The following is a 15,031-nucleotide window of genomic DNA, read 5'->3' on the forward strand; positions in this document are numbered from 1 at the left end:
CTTAAACAGAAACCATCAGTTCAGAGCATCCTTCAATGCCTTGCCTGGACGGAACTTCGGGACTTTAGCAGCCTTGATCTTAATCGTATCGCCCGTACGGGGATTACGGCCGGTGCGCGCAGCGCGCTTGCCCACGGCAAAAGTACCAAAACCGACGAGAGACACCGTACCGCCCTTCTTCAGGGTCTTCTTGACCGCCTCGATCGTGGACTCCAGCGCTCGCGCTGCTGCAGCCTTGGAGATGTCGGCGTTGTTAGCAATGTGCTCAATCAGTTCGGTTTTATTCACAAGAAGCCTCTCGGGAAAAGAGTGGATGGAATGTCTTTTGCAAATCTGGCCCTCCGACACGCGCCGTGCCCGACCGCAACGAAACGGCACATCAAGCAGGCGGGGAAGGGCTGACACTGGGGCAGATTCTGCTGTGTCAGATTAAAGCCATCGACTTTCCGGGTGTCAATACAGTGCGCCGTTTTACGGCAGCGTAGCAGCGAATTCTAGACGCATTTGTGAAGCGGGCCGGGGCTTCCAAAGGCTTTTTCTCAGGGGCGTTGCGCCCATAGGCACATCCCGTATTGACAATCTGCTGGGCGGAATTTCAATGCTCGCACCACCCGTCAATGCGCGGTGCGATGTCCCATCATTTCTTGACCCGAGCGCGAATTTCCGGAAGCGCCTTTTGAAGGTAATACACCATCGACCACACGGTGAGCACCGCGGCAATCCAGATCAGCCATGTGCCCCAGACGCCCGTGTCGACAACGCCGAACAGCCGCCCGTCGTACAACAGAAAAGGGATCGCGATCATCTGCACCGTGGTCTTGACTTTGCCGATCATGTGAACGGCCACGCTGCGCGACGCGCCGATTTGCGCCATCCACTCGCGCAGTGCCGAGATCGCGATTTCTCGCCCAATGATGATCATTGCAACGAAGACATCGGCCCGCTGCAGATGCACGAGCACGAGCAAGGAAGCACAGACCAGGAACTTGTCTGCCACCGGGTCGAGGAAGGCGCCGAACGACGAGGTCTGATTGAGCTTGCGCGCCAGATAGCCATCCAGCCAGTCCGTCGCGGCGAAGATGACGAACATCACCGTTGCGATGAGGTTGCGCGTGGTCGGCTCCAGTGGCGCGTAGAACACCCCCACGATCAAAGGTATCGCGACGATGCGCGTCCAGGTCATGATGGTGGGGATGGTCAGGAACATGCGGCGATTGTGTCATGCCCGTTCGGCAACCATCGCCGAACGAGGCCAATCCAGTCAACGCAGCGCGCGATAGATCTCCTCGGCCAGATCGCGCGAAATGCCCTCCACCGTGATCAGGTCCTCCACGCTGGCCGCTGCGACCCCGCGCACGCCGCCGAACCGCTGCAGCAGCCGCGCCCGCTTCTTCGGCCCCACGCCCGGAATCTCTTCCAGTTGCCCCCCGCCCACACGCACCTTGGCCCGCGCCGCCCGCATGCCGGTAATGGCGAAGCGGTGCGCCTCGTCGCGGATCTGAGCGACCAGCATCAAGGCAGCAGAGTCCCGGCCCAGGTAGACCTTTTCACGCCCATCGGCAAACACCAGTTCTTCCAGCCCCACCTTTCGGCCCTCGCCCTTTTCAACGCCGACGATGCGGCTGACGTCCAGGCCGAGTTCGGTGAACACCTCGCGCGCCATGCTCACCTGTCCCTTGCCGCCGTCCACCAGCACCAGATCGGGCAGCCGGGCCTGGCCTGGCGCGGGCTCCGCGCCCCCGGCCTCGCGCTGTGCTTCCGCGACCTTGCTGTAGCGGCGCATGAGCACCTGCCGCATGGCCGCATAGTCGTCTCCGCCCGTGATGCCTTCGATCTTGAAACGCCGGTACTCGCTGCTCTGCATTTTGTGGTGGTGGAACACCACGCAAGACGCCTGGGTGGACTCGCCTGCCGTGTGCGAGATGTCGAAGCACTCGATCGTGAGGGTATCGAGCTCCTCTTCGCTCAGGTCCAGCGCCTCGGCAAGGGCCCGGGTGCGTGCCTGCTGCGAGCCCTCTTCGGCGAGCAGGCGGGCTAGCTGGATGTCTGCATTTTTCTGGGCCATGTCCAGCCAGGCGCGGCGCTGCTCCCGCGGCTGGTGCACCGCCGTCACCCGCACACCGGTCTGTTGAGACAGCGCATCGATCAGTGCGCGGTCGACCGGCTGGCTCACGATGAGCGCAGGGGGCACCGGCACGCCGATGTAATGCTGCGCGATGAAGGCCTCCAGCACCTGCGCCTCGACGGAACGCGCCGGCGCAGGGCGCACGGCCTGAGCCGACTTTCCTTCATCCACCGCGGCGCCAGCCAATTCCCCACCCTGCCCGCCTTCAATGGAGGCGGCCTCACCTGGGGGCTCGGCGTCGTCCGCGCCCTCCTCTGCCTGGAAAACGGCCGCAGCGTCTTCCACGTGCACGGGAAAGTACGCCCGGTCGCCCAGGTGCCGACCTCCCCGCACCATGGCGAGATTCACGCAGGCGCGCCCGCCCAGCACCTTCACGGCCAGAATGTCCACATCCTTGTCGGACACGGTTTCGATGGCCTGCTGGTGCAGCACGCGCGACAGTGCGGTGATCTGGTTGCGTACATCGGCTGCCTGCTCGAATTCGAGGCGGCCGGAGTGCTCCATCATGCGGGCCTCCATCCATCGCAGCAGCTCTTGCGTCTCGCCCCGCAGCATGGCTTCCGCATGCGCGACATCGCTCGCGTAGGCCTGGGGCGAGATCAAATCCACGCAGGGCCCTGTACAGCGCTTGATCTGGTACAGCAGGCAGGGCCGGGTGCGGTTGGCAAACACCGTGTCTTCGCAGGTGCGCAGGCGAAACACCTTCTGCAACAGCAAGATGGTTTCCTTGACCGCCCATGCCCCCGGGTAGGGACCGAAGTAGCGGTGCCGCTTGTCGATGGCGCCGCGGTAGTAGGCCATGCGCGGGAACAGCTGGCTTGGCGCCTCGCCGGTGCCGTCCTTGCCAGCCACGCCGGTGATCTTGAGATAGGGATAGCTCTTGTCGTCCCGAAACAGAATGTTGTATTTCGGATTCAGCGACTTGATGAGGTTGTTTTCCAGCAGCAGTGCCTCGGCCTCGGAGCGCACCACCGTGGTCTCCAGCCGGACGATCCGGCCCACCATGTGGCCGATCCGCGTACCGCCATGGGTCTTGGTGAAGTAGCTGGAGACACGCTTTTTGAGGTTGCGTGCCTTGCCCACATAGAGCAAGGCGCCTTGCGCATCAAAGTAACGGTAGACACCCGGCAAGGGCGGCAGCGCGGCCACCTGCGCGAGGAGTTCGGGGGAATGCACATCGGACATGGCGCTATTGTGGCCAGTCTCTGCGCCCCGTCGCATGCCGCAACGGCCAAACCCTGCCGGATCAGTGCCCGACGTGCCCTTCGTAGGCCTTGCGGGCCAGCGCCATGGCCAGGATTTCAGAAGGATCGATCAATGTCCAGCCTTGCGCTTGCGGGGCCTGAGGCAAGGCCAGCGGGATTTCGGTGCAGGCCATGATCAAGGCGATGCCATCGCCATGGCGCCCACGCAACTGCCTGCCCACGCGCGTGAAACATGCCTGCGCCAACGCCAGGTTCCCGGCCTTGACCCCTTGGTAGATGCCCTGCATGAGTTCTTCACGCTCGGAGGAATCGGGAATCACGCATTCGATGCCATGGGCCGCCATGACGGTGTCGTACAAGCCCATGCCGTAGGTGCCTTGCGTGGCCAGCAGCGCCACTTTGCGGATGCCCCGCCGCTGCAATTCGGTGGCAGTCTCACGCGCGATGTGCAGCAGGTCCACGGACGGCACCCGCTCCTGCAGTGCCGCGTGCCAGGCGTGCGCGGTGTTGCAAGAGATGGCCACGGCGCGGGCACCCACGGCCGAGAGTTGCTGCAGCACCCGCGCCATTTCGTCCAATGGCTGCGGTGCGTTTGCATCGCTGAGCGCGCGGGACCGGTCCGCCACCGGGACCTGTGCCATCCAGTGCTCGGGGAATGCCTGGTCCTGAACCGCCAGGCCATGGTCCTGCAACCAGCGCTCGGACGCCTTGAGAAACAGGCGGGCGAAATCCACGCCTGCCGCCGGTCCCATGCCGGCCAGGATGCCGACCTTCGCGGGCGTGCCAAAGGAATGCGGTTCGCCGTTCATCGCAGCATGCTCGACATGGCCGACAGGCAATTGACCATTCGCACGGCGGACTCGGTGTCGGGGGCCTGAAAGCGCACGGCGTCGGAGGCCGAGCGCTCCAGCGTGGGCCACTGGCAGAACAGATCGGCCAGGGCAGGCGTCTGGGCCTGCACGTCCACCAGAATCTCGCCCTCGATGCGAAAAGGCGGGACGGCAGTGCGATCCTGCACGGCTGCCGCCACGCCCGCCCGGATGGCCGCGCAGGACTGCGCAGGCGACAGGCTGATGCCGCTCGTCTGACCCGTCGCCCGCTTGGTCTGCACGAAACGGGCCCGGGGAAACAGCGGCTGGGTTTCCGCGATGAACACGTCGTCACCCGATCCCATGATCACCGGCGCCCCATAGGCGCCTGCCAGAGCGCCATAGATCCCCGCCTCGCCCAGTTCCTGGCCGTTGAAGGCGATGCGCGCGAAGGCGAAGCTGTTGATGGTGTGGGCCAGAATGCCGCGCCCCTGGGCTCGGGAGTGATAGCCGATGAGGCACACGCCGTCCATGCCCAGTTCCACGCCCGCCACCATGCTCAGGTAGCGGGGCTTGCCCTGGATGGCCTGCGCCCGCTCGTCCAGCAGGTCCGGCGGCATGTTCCGAAAACCGCCGTGGGAATCGTTCACGTAGACCTCGGCGGCCCCGGCATCGAAGGCGCCTGCGATCGCCGCGTTGGCCTCGGCCGCCATCAGGCGCCGCGCGCGCTCGTATTCGGGATTGCCGGGCCGCACCTGCTCGGGGTGGTAGACACCCGCGACGCCTTCGATATCGACGGAAATGAGAATTTTCATGGAGGGGTCTTCAAGAAATCGATGCGGGCAGACAGAGCAGCAACCCGCGCAATGCGGAGCGGTGGTGCCCATTCCGGCCGGTGACGGGCGTGGCATGCCACAGGGCATGGACGATGGCCTGCTCCACGCTGTCGGCCGCTGCCTGGAACAGGCCGTCCAGCAAGGTTTCGTGCAGCATCGGCGTGGCCGGCATGGGCTGGTCCGCCAGCTGCGGCACGGTGTAGCCCGTGGAGAACGCCAGGGCGATGTCGCCGCTGCCATGGCCGTAGACCGAGCCGGTGCGGGCCAGTCCTGCGCCCGCGCGCAGTGCCAAGCGGTTCAGTTGGCGGGCATCCAGCGGCGCATCGGTGGCGAGCACCATGATGATGGAGCCGCGTTCGGTCTCCGCAGACTGCGCGCGCGCTCTGTCGTCCAGCAGGGTGGTCACTTCGGCACCGATGGCCTTGCCGCCCCACACCAGGTTCGGAAGCAGCCCATAGTTGGCCAGCACCAGTGCGCCGACCGTGCAGATGCCCCCCTGGCGCAGTGGCACCCGCCGCGACGCCGTGCCGATGCCGCCTTTCAGCTGGAAACTCGACATGCCCCGCCCCGCACCCACCGAACCCTGTGCCGCGCGCGCGCCGGCGTTGCTGCACGCCGCCAAGTAGTCGCCGCCATCCAGGGCCATGCGCTGGATGTCGTTCAAAAAACCGTCATTGCACTCCAGCACCAGCGGGTTGACCGTGGGCAGCGCCCTGCCCGTCTCCGGATTGGCCTCGATGCATTGGCGGATCTGCGCCTGGGCCATGGCACTGACGGAGAAAGTGTTGGTCAACGCGATGGGCGTCTCCAGCTGCCCCAATTCCGCAAGTTGCACCAAGCCCACGCTCTTGCCGAAGCCATTGATCACCGCCGCACCGGCCGGCACCTTGTGGCGATAGGGGTCCAGCCCATGCGGATGGATCACGGTGACGCCGGTCTGCACCGGACCGTCGTCGCGCGTCGCATGCCCCACGGTCACGCCCGCCACGTCGGTGATGGCATCGAGCGGCCCGGCCAGCAGGCTGCCGATGCGTGGCGGCACCAGCGCCGCCGTGGCGCCTGTCGAAGGCGATCTCATGACTGCCGGTCGATCTTCGGGTCGAGGGCATCGCGCAAGCCGTCCCCCAGCAGATTGAAGGCGAGCACGGTCAGGAAAATGGCCAGGCTGGGGAACAGCGCCACGTGCGGTGCGTTCACCATGTCCGCACGGGCCTCGTTGAGCATGGCGCCCCATTCCGGCGTGGGCGGCTGCGCGCCCATGCCCAGGAACGACAGGCTGGCCGCCGTGATGATCGAGGTGCCCACGCGCATCGTGAAGTACACGACGATCGAAGAGATCGTGCCCGGCAGGATGTGCCGCACGATGATGGTCCAGTCCGACGCACCGATGCTGCGCGCCGATTCGATGTAGGTCATCTGCTTGAGCACCAGCGTGTTGCCGCGCACCAGCCGCGCGAAGGCCGGCACGCTGAACACCGCCACGGCCACGATGACGTTCGTCATGTTGCTGCCCAGGATGGCTACCACGCCGAGCGCCAGCAAGATGCCGGGGAAGGCGAACAGCACGTCCGAGATGCGCATCACCACGCGGTCCCACCATCCCTCGTAGTACCCGGCCAGCAGACCGAGGGTCGTGCCGATCAGGCAGCCGATGAGCACCGACAGGAATCCCGCCGCCAGCGAGATTCGCGCGCCCATCAGGATGCGGCTGAAGATGTCGCGCCCCAGCGGGTCCACGCCGAACCAGTGGACGGCCGACGGCAGTTCGTTCAGCCTTTCGTAGTCGAAAAAGCCTTCGGGGTCGTAAGGCACCAGGACCGGTGCCAGCACGGCCACCAGCACCAGCAGCAGCACGAAAGCCAGCGCCACCATGGCCACGCGCTGCTTCTTGAACTTGCGCCAGAACTCGCGCCAGGGCGTGCGGACCGCGCCGGAACTGGCAGCGGCAGGCGCCACCGAGGCGGCCGCCAGTTGCGCGGCATCGGGGGGCGTGGGGATGGAGGGCGTGGTCATACCGTCTCTTCGTGTTCGTGGAATGGGATGCAGGCCGCCGTGGTCACTTGTAGCGGATGGTGGGATTGATGAAGCCGTAGAGCATGTCCACCACGAGATTGATGAGGATGAACTCCAGCGAGAACAGCAGCACCAGGGTCTGGATCACGGGGTAGTCCCGCATGGTCACGGCATCCACCAGCAGGCGGCCCAGGCCCGGCCAGTTGAAGACGGCCTCCACCACGATGGAGCCGCCCAGCAGGAAGCCGAACTGCAGCCCCATCATGGTGATGACGGGAATGAGCGCATTGCGCAGGCAATGCTTCAAGATCACGAGGCGCTCGTTGAGCCCCTTGGCGCGCGCCGTGCGCACGAAGTCTTCCTGCACCACCTCGACGAACGACGCACGGGTGAAGCGCGCCATCACCGCGGCGACGGCCGCCCCCAGCGTGATGGACGGCAGGATGTAGTGCTGCCAGCTTGTCGCACCCACCGTGGGCAACCAGCCCAGGTTGACCGAGAACACCTGCATCAGCACCATGCCCAGCGCGAACGCGGGAAACGAGATGCCCGACACCGCCAGCGTCATGCCCAGCCGGTCGGGCCATTGATTGCGATACACGGCCGAGATGATGCCGATGCCCATGCCGAAGATCACCGCCCAGACCATGCTGGTGACCGTGAGCGCCAGCGTGGGCATGAAGCGCTCGCCGATCTCGGCCGCCACCGTGCGGCCGGTGCGGATGGACTTGCCGAAGTCGCCCTGCACCATGCGCGTGAAGAAGTGCACGAACTGCTCGGGCAGCGGCCTGTCCAGGCCCAGGTCGTGGCGCACGACCGCGACGGCGGCCTCGTCGGCGTCCTGCCCCGCCGCCAGGCGCGCGGGGTCGCCGGGCAGCATGTGGACGAACAGGAACACCAGCACAGCCACGATCAGCAGCGTGGGCAAGAGTCCCAGCAGTCGTTTGAGAAAGTAGTTCAGCATGGGTGCGGCGCTGCGGTCGCAGCGATGTGTTTTTTGATGAAAACAGGGGCAGCCCGCGCGCGCCAGATCAGCGCGCGGGGCGGTCTTGGCCTGTTATTTCAGGTCGATCTCGTCGCTGTTGATGTTGCCGTCGGGCATCACATGCACACCGGACAGGCGCTTGGCGTGGGCGTACAGCACGTCCTCCGTCACCAGCGGGATGCGCGGCAGGTCCTTGGCGAGCTGCTCCTGCGCGGTCTTGTAGAGCGCTTCGCGCTCGGCGCCGTTGGTTGTCAGCAGCGCCTTGGCGATGGACTCGTCCACCACGGGGTTGCTATAGAAGGCGTAGTTCGCCAGCTTCGGCGCCCAGGACTCCGTGGAGAACAGGGGGCGCAGCGCCCAGTCGGCCTCGCCGGTGGAGGAAGACCAGCCGATGTAATACAGGCGCACCTTGGCGGTCTTGGGATCGGGCCATGAATCCACCTGCTCGGCGCGCTGGCCGGGCTCCAGCGCCTGCACCGACACCTTGATGCCGACCTGCTGCAACTGCTGCTGGATGAACTGGATCACCTTCTGGCTGGTGGTGTTGTTGTAGCCGCTCCACAGCACGGATTCGAAACCGTTGGGGTAGCCCGCTTCCTTCAGCAGTTCCTTGGCCTTGGCCACGTTGTAGGGAATGGGCTGCATCTTCACCGCGTATTCCACGCCCTGCGGCACGAAGCCCTGAGCCGGGAAGGCATGACCGTTAAAGGCCACCTTGGCCAGCGCTTCCTTGTTGATGGCGTAGCCGATGGCTTCGCGCACCTTGGGGTTGTCATACGGCTTTTGCAGCATGTTGAAGGTGAGGAAGCGCTGGATGATCGACGGCGCGGACACCACCGTGACCTTGTCGCTCTTCTTGAGCGTGGCGATCTGCTCATAGGGCAGCGTGAAGGCAAAGTCGGCCTCGCCCGTCTGCAGCATGGCGGCGCGGGTGTTGTTCTCGATCACAGGCTTCCAGGTGACCTGATCGACCTTGGGATAGCCCTTCTTCCAGTAGCCCGCGAACTTCTTGCCCACGATGGCCTCGGTCTGCTTCCATTCGACGAACTCGAACGGGCCGGTGCCCACGGGGTGGAAGGCGATGTCCTTGCTGCCCCACTTGGCCAGCGCGGCGGGCGAGATCATCGCGGCCGAGGCATGGGCCAGCGCATTGATGAAGGGGCCGAAGGGCTCCTTGAGCGTGATGCGCAGCGTGGTCGGGTTCACGGCCTCGACCTTGGCGACGCGGTTGAACTGGTTGGCGCGCAACAGGCGGTTCTCAGGGTTCATCACGCGGTCGAGGGTGGCCTTGGCCGCGGCGGCGTTGAAGTCGGTGCCGTCGTGGAACTTGACGCCAGAGCGCAGCTTGAAGGTATAGACGAGGCCGTCGTTCGACACTTCGTAGCTCTCGGCCAGCACGTTCTTGACCTTCATGTCCTTGTCGAACGCGAACAGGCCTTCGTAGAAACTCTTGGTCACGGCCGTGGTGATGGTCGTGTTGGTGTTGTAGGGGTCGAGCGTCTCGGGCTGCTGGTAGATGGCCAGCACGGCGTTGCCGGCGGCCAGCGCAGAGCCGGACATGGCCAGGGCCAGCAGGCTGAAGGCGATGCGGCGGGTGGAAGCTTTCTTCATGGTTGAACTCCGGTGTGGAAAAGATCAGGGGTTTTCAAAATGGATAGCTGCTTTCGCTTGCCAGGCAAGCGCTGAAGGTCGATTTGAGTTGGAAACATCACCCCCCTTGCGGCGCCACGAAATGGCCGGGTCCCACCTGCACCATCGGCAGCACCACGGGCTCGTCGCCCACCGCGCGGATGGGGCTGGGAATGTCCCCCTCCAGCAGCGTGCGCCTGAGGTGCCGGCGCGCCGGGTCGGCGACGGGCACGGCGGACATGAGCTTTTTGGTGTAGGCGTGCTGCGGGTTCTCGAAGATCGCGCGGCGCGGTCCGATCTCCACGATCTGGCCGAGGAACATCACCGCCACGCGGTGGCTGATGCGCTCGACGACGGCCATGTCGTGCGAGATGAAAAGAAACGCCACCCCCAGTTCGCGCTGCAGGTCCAGCATCAGGTTGACGATCTGCGCCTGGATGGACACATCCAGTGCCGACACGGATTCGTCCGCCACCACCACCTTGGGGTTGAGGGCCAGCGCGCGTGCGATGGCGATGCGCTGGCGCTGGCCGCCCGAGAACTCGTGCGGGTAGCGCTGCGCGTAGTCGCGCGGCAACCCCACCTTTTCCAGCAGCCAGTCCACACGCTCCTGTGCCTGCCGGCCGCTGGCCACCTTGTGCACCAGCAGCGGCTCCATGATCGAAAAGCCCACGGTCAGGCGCGGGTCGAGGGAGGCGAACGGGTCCTGGAAAATGAACTGGATGTCGCGGCGCAGCGCCTGGACCTCGCTCGTGGGCAGGTCCAGGATGTTGCGTCCGCCGAACTCGATGGCACCGCTCTGGCTGTCCACCAGCCGCAGCAGCGAGCGGCCCGTGGTGGACTTGCCGCAGCCGGATTCGCCCACCAGCGCCAGCGTCTCGCCCGGATAGAGGTCGAAGCTCACCTTTTCCACCGCATGCACGCGGCGCTTGACGCGGTTGAACAGCCCCGAGCGCAGGTCGAAACGCGTCACCAGGTCTTTCACGCGCAGGATGGGCTGGGCCCCTGCGGGGCGCGTATCCACCGGGGTGGATTGCAGGACCGGCGCCGTGGCGGCATCGCCGGAAGGTCGCAGCAGTTCGAAATGCCGCGGCAGGTCGGTGCCCTGCATGGCGCCCAGCTTGGGCACGGCCGCCAGCAGCGCCTGCGTGTAGGCATGCTGCGGGGCGGCGAAGATCTGGGCGGAAGGGCCCTCTTCCACCTTGTCGCCGCGGTACATGACCAGCACGCGGTCGGCCACCTCGGCCACCACGCCCATGTCGTGGGTGATGAAGATCACGCCCATGCGCATCTCCTCCTGCAGCTGGCGGATCAGCTGCAGGATCTGCGCCTGGATGGTCACGTCCAGCGCGGTGGTGGGCTCATCGGCGATCAGCAGTTGCGGCTTGCACGACAGCGCCATGGCGATCATCACGCGCTGGCGCATGCCGCCGGACAGCTGGTGCGGAAACCGGTCGAGCACGTTGCGCGCCTCGGGAATGCGCACCAGCTCCAGCATGCGCAGGGCCTCGGCGCGCGCCGCCGCCCGGTCCTTGCCCTGGTGGTAGCGAATGGACTCCGCGATCTGCTCGCCCGCCGTGAAGACGGGGTTCAGCGAGGTCATGGGTTCCTGGAAGATCATGGCCACGTCGGCGCCGCGCACCGACTGCAGCGTGGCGTTGCTGGCGCGGCGCATGTCCAGCACCTGGCCGCTGCTGCGGCGCAGCGCGATGGAGCCGCCCACGATCTTTCCGCCGCCATGCTCGACCAGCCGCATCAGCGACAGCGAAGTGACGGACTTGCCCGAGCCCGACTCGCCCACGATGGCCAGCGTTTCACCCCGATCCACGTGGAAGGACAGGTTGCGCACGGCGTCCACCGTGCGCTCGGAATTGGCAAAGCGGACCGTCAGATCGTCCACGGCCAGCACGCGCTGCTCTGCAAGGGCCAGGGAGGTCGTCGCGCTCGAAGGGGTTGGGGTCATGGCAGGACAGAGATAGGAAATTCGGTCAGGCGATCAGGCAGCCAGTCGGTCGGTCGATGCATCGGCCCGTGGGCTTCATGCATCCGGCGTGCGGAAGATGAAGGACTCGGCCGCGTGGCCGACGCGGGCCAGCCCGCGGTACATGCCCTCGGTGTTGAACGGCAGGCACACGTTGCCGTGGCGGTCCACCGCAATCAGGCCCCCGGTGCCGCCCACGGCAGGCAGCGCGCCATGCACCACGGCATCGACAGCCGCCTCCAGCGAGGCGCCGCCGTAGGCCATGCGCGCGCAGATGTCGTGCGCCGCGCTCACGCGGATGAAGGCTTCGCCATGGCCCGTGCACGACACGGCGGCCGTGCGGTCGTCCGCATAGGTGCCCGCGCCGATGAGCGGGCTGTCGCCCACGCGGCCGGGGCGCTTGTTGGTCATGCCGCCCGTGGAGGTGGCCGCTGCGAGGTGGCCCTGGGCATCCAGCGCCACCGCGCCCACGGTGCCCATCTTGCGGTCTTCGTCCAGCGCGCGGCCCGACAGCCCGGCCATTGCAGCGGCCCCGTCGTGGTCCAGCACTGCGCCCGACTGGCGGGCCTGCGCGGCCAGCAACTGGGCGCGCCGGGCTTCGGTCGAAAAGTAGTGGGGCTCGACCATGGCCAGCCCCGCATCGCGCGCCAGGCGCTCGGCGCCCTCGCCCGCCATGAGGACATGCTGGCCCTGGCGCAGCACCGCGCGGGCCGCCAGGATGGGGTTGCGCACGTGGCGCACGCCGGCCACCGCGCCGGCCGCCAGCGTGGCGCCCTCCATCAGCGCGGCATCCAGTTCATGGGTCGCGTCGGCGGTGAACACCGCGCCATGCCCGGCGTTGAAGAGCGGGCAATCTTCCAACAACTGCACGGCCGTGCACACCGCATCGGCGGCGGACCCGCCCTGCTCCAGCACCGCCTGCCCGGCGCGCAGCACGTCCTGCAGCACACCGTGGTAGGCCCGCTCCTGCCGGGCGTCGATCTGCGCGCGGCTCAGCGTGCCGGCACCGCCGTGGATGGCGATCACCGGAACGGGACGGCCGGAAGGAGACGGAAAAACGGTCATGGAAGAAGCGGCGAAACCGGTCAGCGAAGTGGATGGGAACGAATCAATCGGCCAGGCGAAAGGCGATCGGGAGCGATGGATGCGGCCGCCGTTCAGGCGCGGCCATTGCCCTTGGCAGCGGGCTTCCTGGCGGCGGCGTCGGCGGAGCGTGGCGCCAGCCGCGTGCGCGAGCTGTCGTGCAGCCAGGGCAGCACCGCCTCGGTCATGCGCGCCGCGGTCTTCACCGATTCCTTGGCCTGGTGCGCCACGGCACTGGTGAGCGCCTCGATCATGGCCAGCGCCGATGATTCGGAATTGGCCGCGTACTGGTTTTCGGTCTGCGCGAACAGGCAGCCATGGGCAAACGGCACCAGGGGCGACTGCAGCCCGTCGGTCAATGCCAGCACGCGCACGCCGCGCTCGAAGGCGCCCTGCGCCAGCACGACGGTGTCGGTCAGGTAGCGGGGGTAGCTGATGGCAATGAAAAGGTCTTCCTCGCCCATGCGAGGCAGCAGCCGCGCGCCGTAGGACGCACCCGCCACCCCGGCCAGCAGGTGCACGCCGTCGCAATGCGCATCCAGCCCGCGCTGCAGCAGCCCGGCGAGCCAGCCGCTGGCGCCGAAGCCGGCGAGATAGATGCGCCGCGCCCCCACGATGGCCTGCACCGCAGCCTCGCACGCGGCCGGGTCCAGGGCCTCACGCGTGGCGGCGATGTTGCGCTGGCTTTCCTCCAGCGCGGCGGCGAACACGTCGCCAATGCTGCTGGGCTTTTCCAGCTTGATGCGCATCTTCTCGATGGGCGCCAGCATGGCTTCGAAACCGCGCACCAGCTCGGCCCGCAGCATGGGGTAGCCGTCCAGGCCGATGGCCCGGGCGAAGCGGTTGGCCGTTGCGATGGAAACGCCCACCGCCGCCGCGAGTTCGTCGATGGGCATGGTGGCCGCCTGCAGCGGGTGGGCCAGCACGTAGTCCGCCATCTGCTGGTGCGACCGCGTGAGCGTGGGGCGCACCCGGCCGATGCGGATGGCGATCGTCGGGGCTTCGGTGCTCGGGTCGGGAACAGCGGACATGGGACAGGTGTCGGGTAGGAAAGCGTTCAACCGCTTTTGATAAAAAATTTACAACACCGTCATATTAAAGAAAAAATTCAATCATTCAAAGAATTTTTACAAGCGCATGACGCGCCCATGCACGGCGACCCTCCCGTTGTCTCGGCGCGCCGCGAAGCGCACAAAGCAAAAAGCCCTGCGCACTGCGCAGGGCTTCGATGGCTGAAGGGCCCTCAGCGGGCGGCCCGAGGGGCGAGGAACGATCAGTCCGCCTCAATCTTGGAGGCCTTCACCACTTGTGCCCAGTTGGCCAGATCGGCCTTCACCCGCTCGGCGAGCGGTTGCGGTCCCTGGTAGTCGGCGGTGGCGCCCTGCTCCAGGGCCTTTTGCTGGAATGCGGGGTTTTGCACCACGGTGCGCACATCGGCCACCAGCTTGTCCACCACCGCCTTCGGCACCTGGGCCGGGGCGAACAGCGCGAACCACGACGTGGCATCCACCTTGGGGTAGCCCGCCTCGGCGGTGGTGGGCACGTCCGGCAGGCTGGCCAGGCGCTGCTTTCCGGTGACCGCCAGCACGCGCAGCTTGCCGGCCTGGATGTGGGGCATGAACGGTGGCGCGGTGCCGAAGGTCAGGTCCACCTGCCCGCCCAGCAGGTCCTGCAGCGCCGGGCCGGTGCCTTTGTACGGCACGTGCACCATCTTCACGCCGCCCTGTTGCTCCAGCATCGCACCGGTGACGTGCTGCAGCGAGCCGTTGCCGGACGAGGCGTAGTTGAGCTTGCCGGGATGCGCCTTGGCGTAGGCGATCAGATCGGCCAGCGTCTTCACGGGCAGGCCGTCGCGCACGACGATGATCTGCGGCGCCGACAGCACGTTCGCGATGGGTTGGAAATCGCCCGGCTCCCATTGCTTTTGCCGGGTGAGCAGCGGTGAGATCACGTGATAGCCCGAGTACTGCATGAGCAGCGTGTATCCATCGGGCTCGGCCCGCTTGACGGCACCGGCGGCGATGTTGCCGTTGCCGCCGCCCTTGTTGTCCACCACCACCGACTGGCCCAGCACCGGGCCCAGGGCCTGCGCGAGCATGCGTGCGGACAGGTCCGTGGTGCCGCCCGCGGCGGTGGGCACCACCAGGGTCACCGGCTTGTTCGGATAGCCGCCCTGCGCCCAGGCGGTGCCGGCGAAGGCCGCAGCCAGTGCGACGGCCACCGTTGCCAGGCGGCGGGATGCGCAAGGGGTGGTCGGGGTGGTCGGGGTGGTCGGGGTGGTCGGGGTGGTCGGGGTGGTCGGGGTGATCGTTGTCGCTGTCGCTGTCGCTGTCGTTCTCATGCCATGTCTCCTTGGTTTTTTGAA

General features: G+C 66.5%; 13 protein-coding genes. All 13 read right to left on the reverse strand.

All coding sequences use genetic code 11. From position 1 onward, the window contains the following. Window positions 1-15: 15 nt before the first annotated feature. On the reverse strand, window positions 16-288 hold the full coding sequence (locus AVAK2825_RS11805; RefSeq protein WP_007858657.1) for an HU family DNA-binding protein: 273 nt from the start codon (window positions 286-288) through the stop codon (window positions 16-18). A 349-nt stretch (window positions 289-637) separates the two neighbouring features. Beyond that, window positions 638-1,207: a CDP-diacylglycerol--glycerol-3-phosphate 3-phosphatidyltransferase gene (gene pgsA / locus AVAK2825_RS11810; protein WP_284398508.1), complete on the reverse strand. Its 570-nt coding sequence runs from the start codon at window positions 1,205-1,207 to the stop codon at window positions 638-640. 54 nt (window positions 1,208-1,261) lie between these two features. After that, window positions 1,262-3,310: an excinuclease ABC subunit UvrC gene (gene uvrC / locus AVAK2825_RS11815; RefSeq protein WP_284398510.1), complete on the reverse strand. Its 2,049-nt coding sequence runs from the start codon at window positions 3,308-3,310 to the stop codon at window positions 1,262-1,264. Window positions 3,311-3,371: 61 nt separating this feature from the next. Next, window positions 3,372-4,139, reverse strand: coding sequence for an aspartate/glutamate racemase family protein (locus AVAK2825_RS11820; RefSeq protein ID WP_284398512.1), 768 nt, complete (start codon window positions 4,137-4,139; stop codon window positions 3,372-3,374). Beyond that, complete coding sequence (locus AVAK2825_RS11825; protein ID WP_284398517.1) at window positions 4,136-4,954, reverse strand: M55 family metallopeptidase; 819 nt, start codon at window positions 4,952-4,954, stop codon at window positions 4,136-4,138. Before AVAK2825_RS11825 ends, AVAK2825_RS11820 begins: the two co-directional genes overlap by 4 nt. A 10-nt stretch (window positions 4,955-4,964) precedes the next feature. After that, window positions 4,965-6,053 carry a P1 family peptidase gene (locus AVAK2825_RS11830; protein ID WP_284398520.1) on the reverse strand — a complete coding sequence of 363 codons (1,089 nt, stop codon included), beginning with the start codon at window positions 6,051-6,053 and terminating at the stop codon, window positions 4,965-4,967. Then, on the reverse strand, window positions 6,050-6,988 hold the full coding sequence (gene gsiD / locus AVAK2825_RS11835) for a glutathione ABC transporter permease GsiD (protein ID WP_272568665.1): 939 nt from the start codon (window positions 6,986-6,988) through the stop codon (window positions 6,050-6,052). Before gsiD ends, AVAK2825_RS11830 begins: the two co-directional genes overlap by 4 nt. 43 nt (window positions 6,989-7,031) lie before the next feature. Next, the gene (gsiC, locus tag AVAK2825_RS11840; RefSeq protein ID WP_272568664.1) at window positions 7,032-7,952 is read right to left on the reverse strand and encodes a glutathione ABC transporter permease GsiC; all 921 of its coding nucleotides are present in this window, start codon (window positions 7,950-7,952) and stop codon (window positions 7,032-7,034) included. A gap of 93 nt (window positions 7,953-8,045) precedes the next feature. Further along, on the reverse strand, window positions 8,046-9,584 hold the full coding sequence (gsiB, locus tag AVAK2825_RS11845; protein WP_284398538.1) for a glutathione ABC transporter substrate-binding protein GsiB: 1,539 nt from the start codon (window positions 9,582-9,584) through the stop codon (window positions 8,046-8,048). Between the two features lie 97 nt (window positions 9,585-9,681). After that, window positions 9,682-11,565 carry a dipeptide ABC transporter ATP-binding protein gene (locus AVAK2825_RS11850; RefSeq protein WP_284398541.1) on the reverse strand — a complete coding sequence of 628 codons (1,884 nt, stop codon included), beginning with the start codon at window positions 11,563-11,565 and terminating at the stop codon, window positions 9,682-9,684. Window positions 11,566-11,640: 75 nt separating this feature from the next. Further along, window positions 11,641-12,648, reverse strand: coding sequence for an isoaspartyl peptidase/L-asparaginase family protein (locus AVAK2825_RS11855; protein ID WP_284398544.1), 1,008 nt, complete (start codon window positions 12,646-12,648; stop codon window positions 11,641-11,643). A gap of 92 nt (window positions 12,649-12,740) precedes the next feature. Further along, on the reverse strand, window positions 12,741-13,697 hold the full coding sequence (locus AVAK2825_RS11860) for a MurR/RpiR family transcriptional regulator (protein ID WP_284398546.1): 957 nt from the start codon (window positions 13,695-13,697) through the stop codon (window positions 12,741-12,743). Between the two features lie 242 nt (window positions 13,698-13,939). Continuing rightward, entirely contained in the window at window positions 13,940-15,007 is a 1,068-nt protein-coding gene (locus AVAK2825_RS11865) for a Bug family tripartite tricarboxylate transporter substrate binding protein (RefSeq protein ID WP_284398549.1), read from the reverse strand. Window positions 15,008-15,031 lie beyond the last annotated feature (24 nt).

This window comes from Acidovorax sp. SUPP2825 (genome assembly GCF_030158995.1).
GTDB lineage: Bacteria > Pseudomonadota > Gammaproteobacteria > Burkholderiales > Burkholderiaceae_C > Paracidovorax.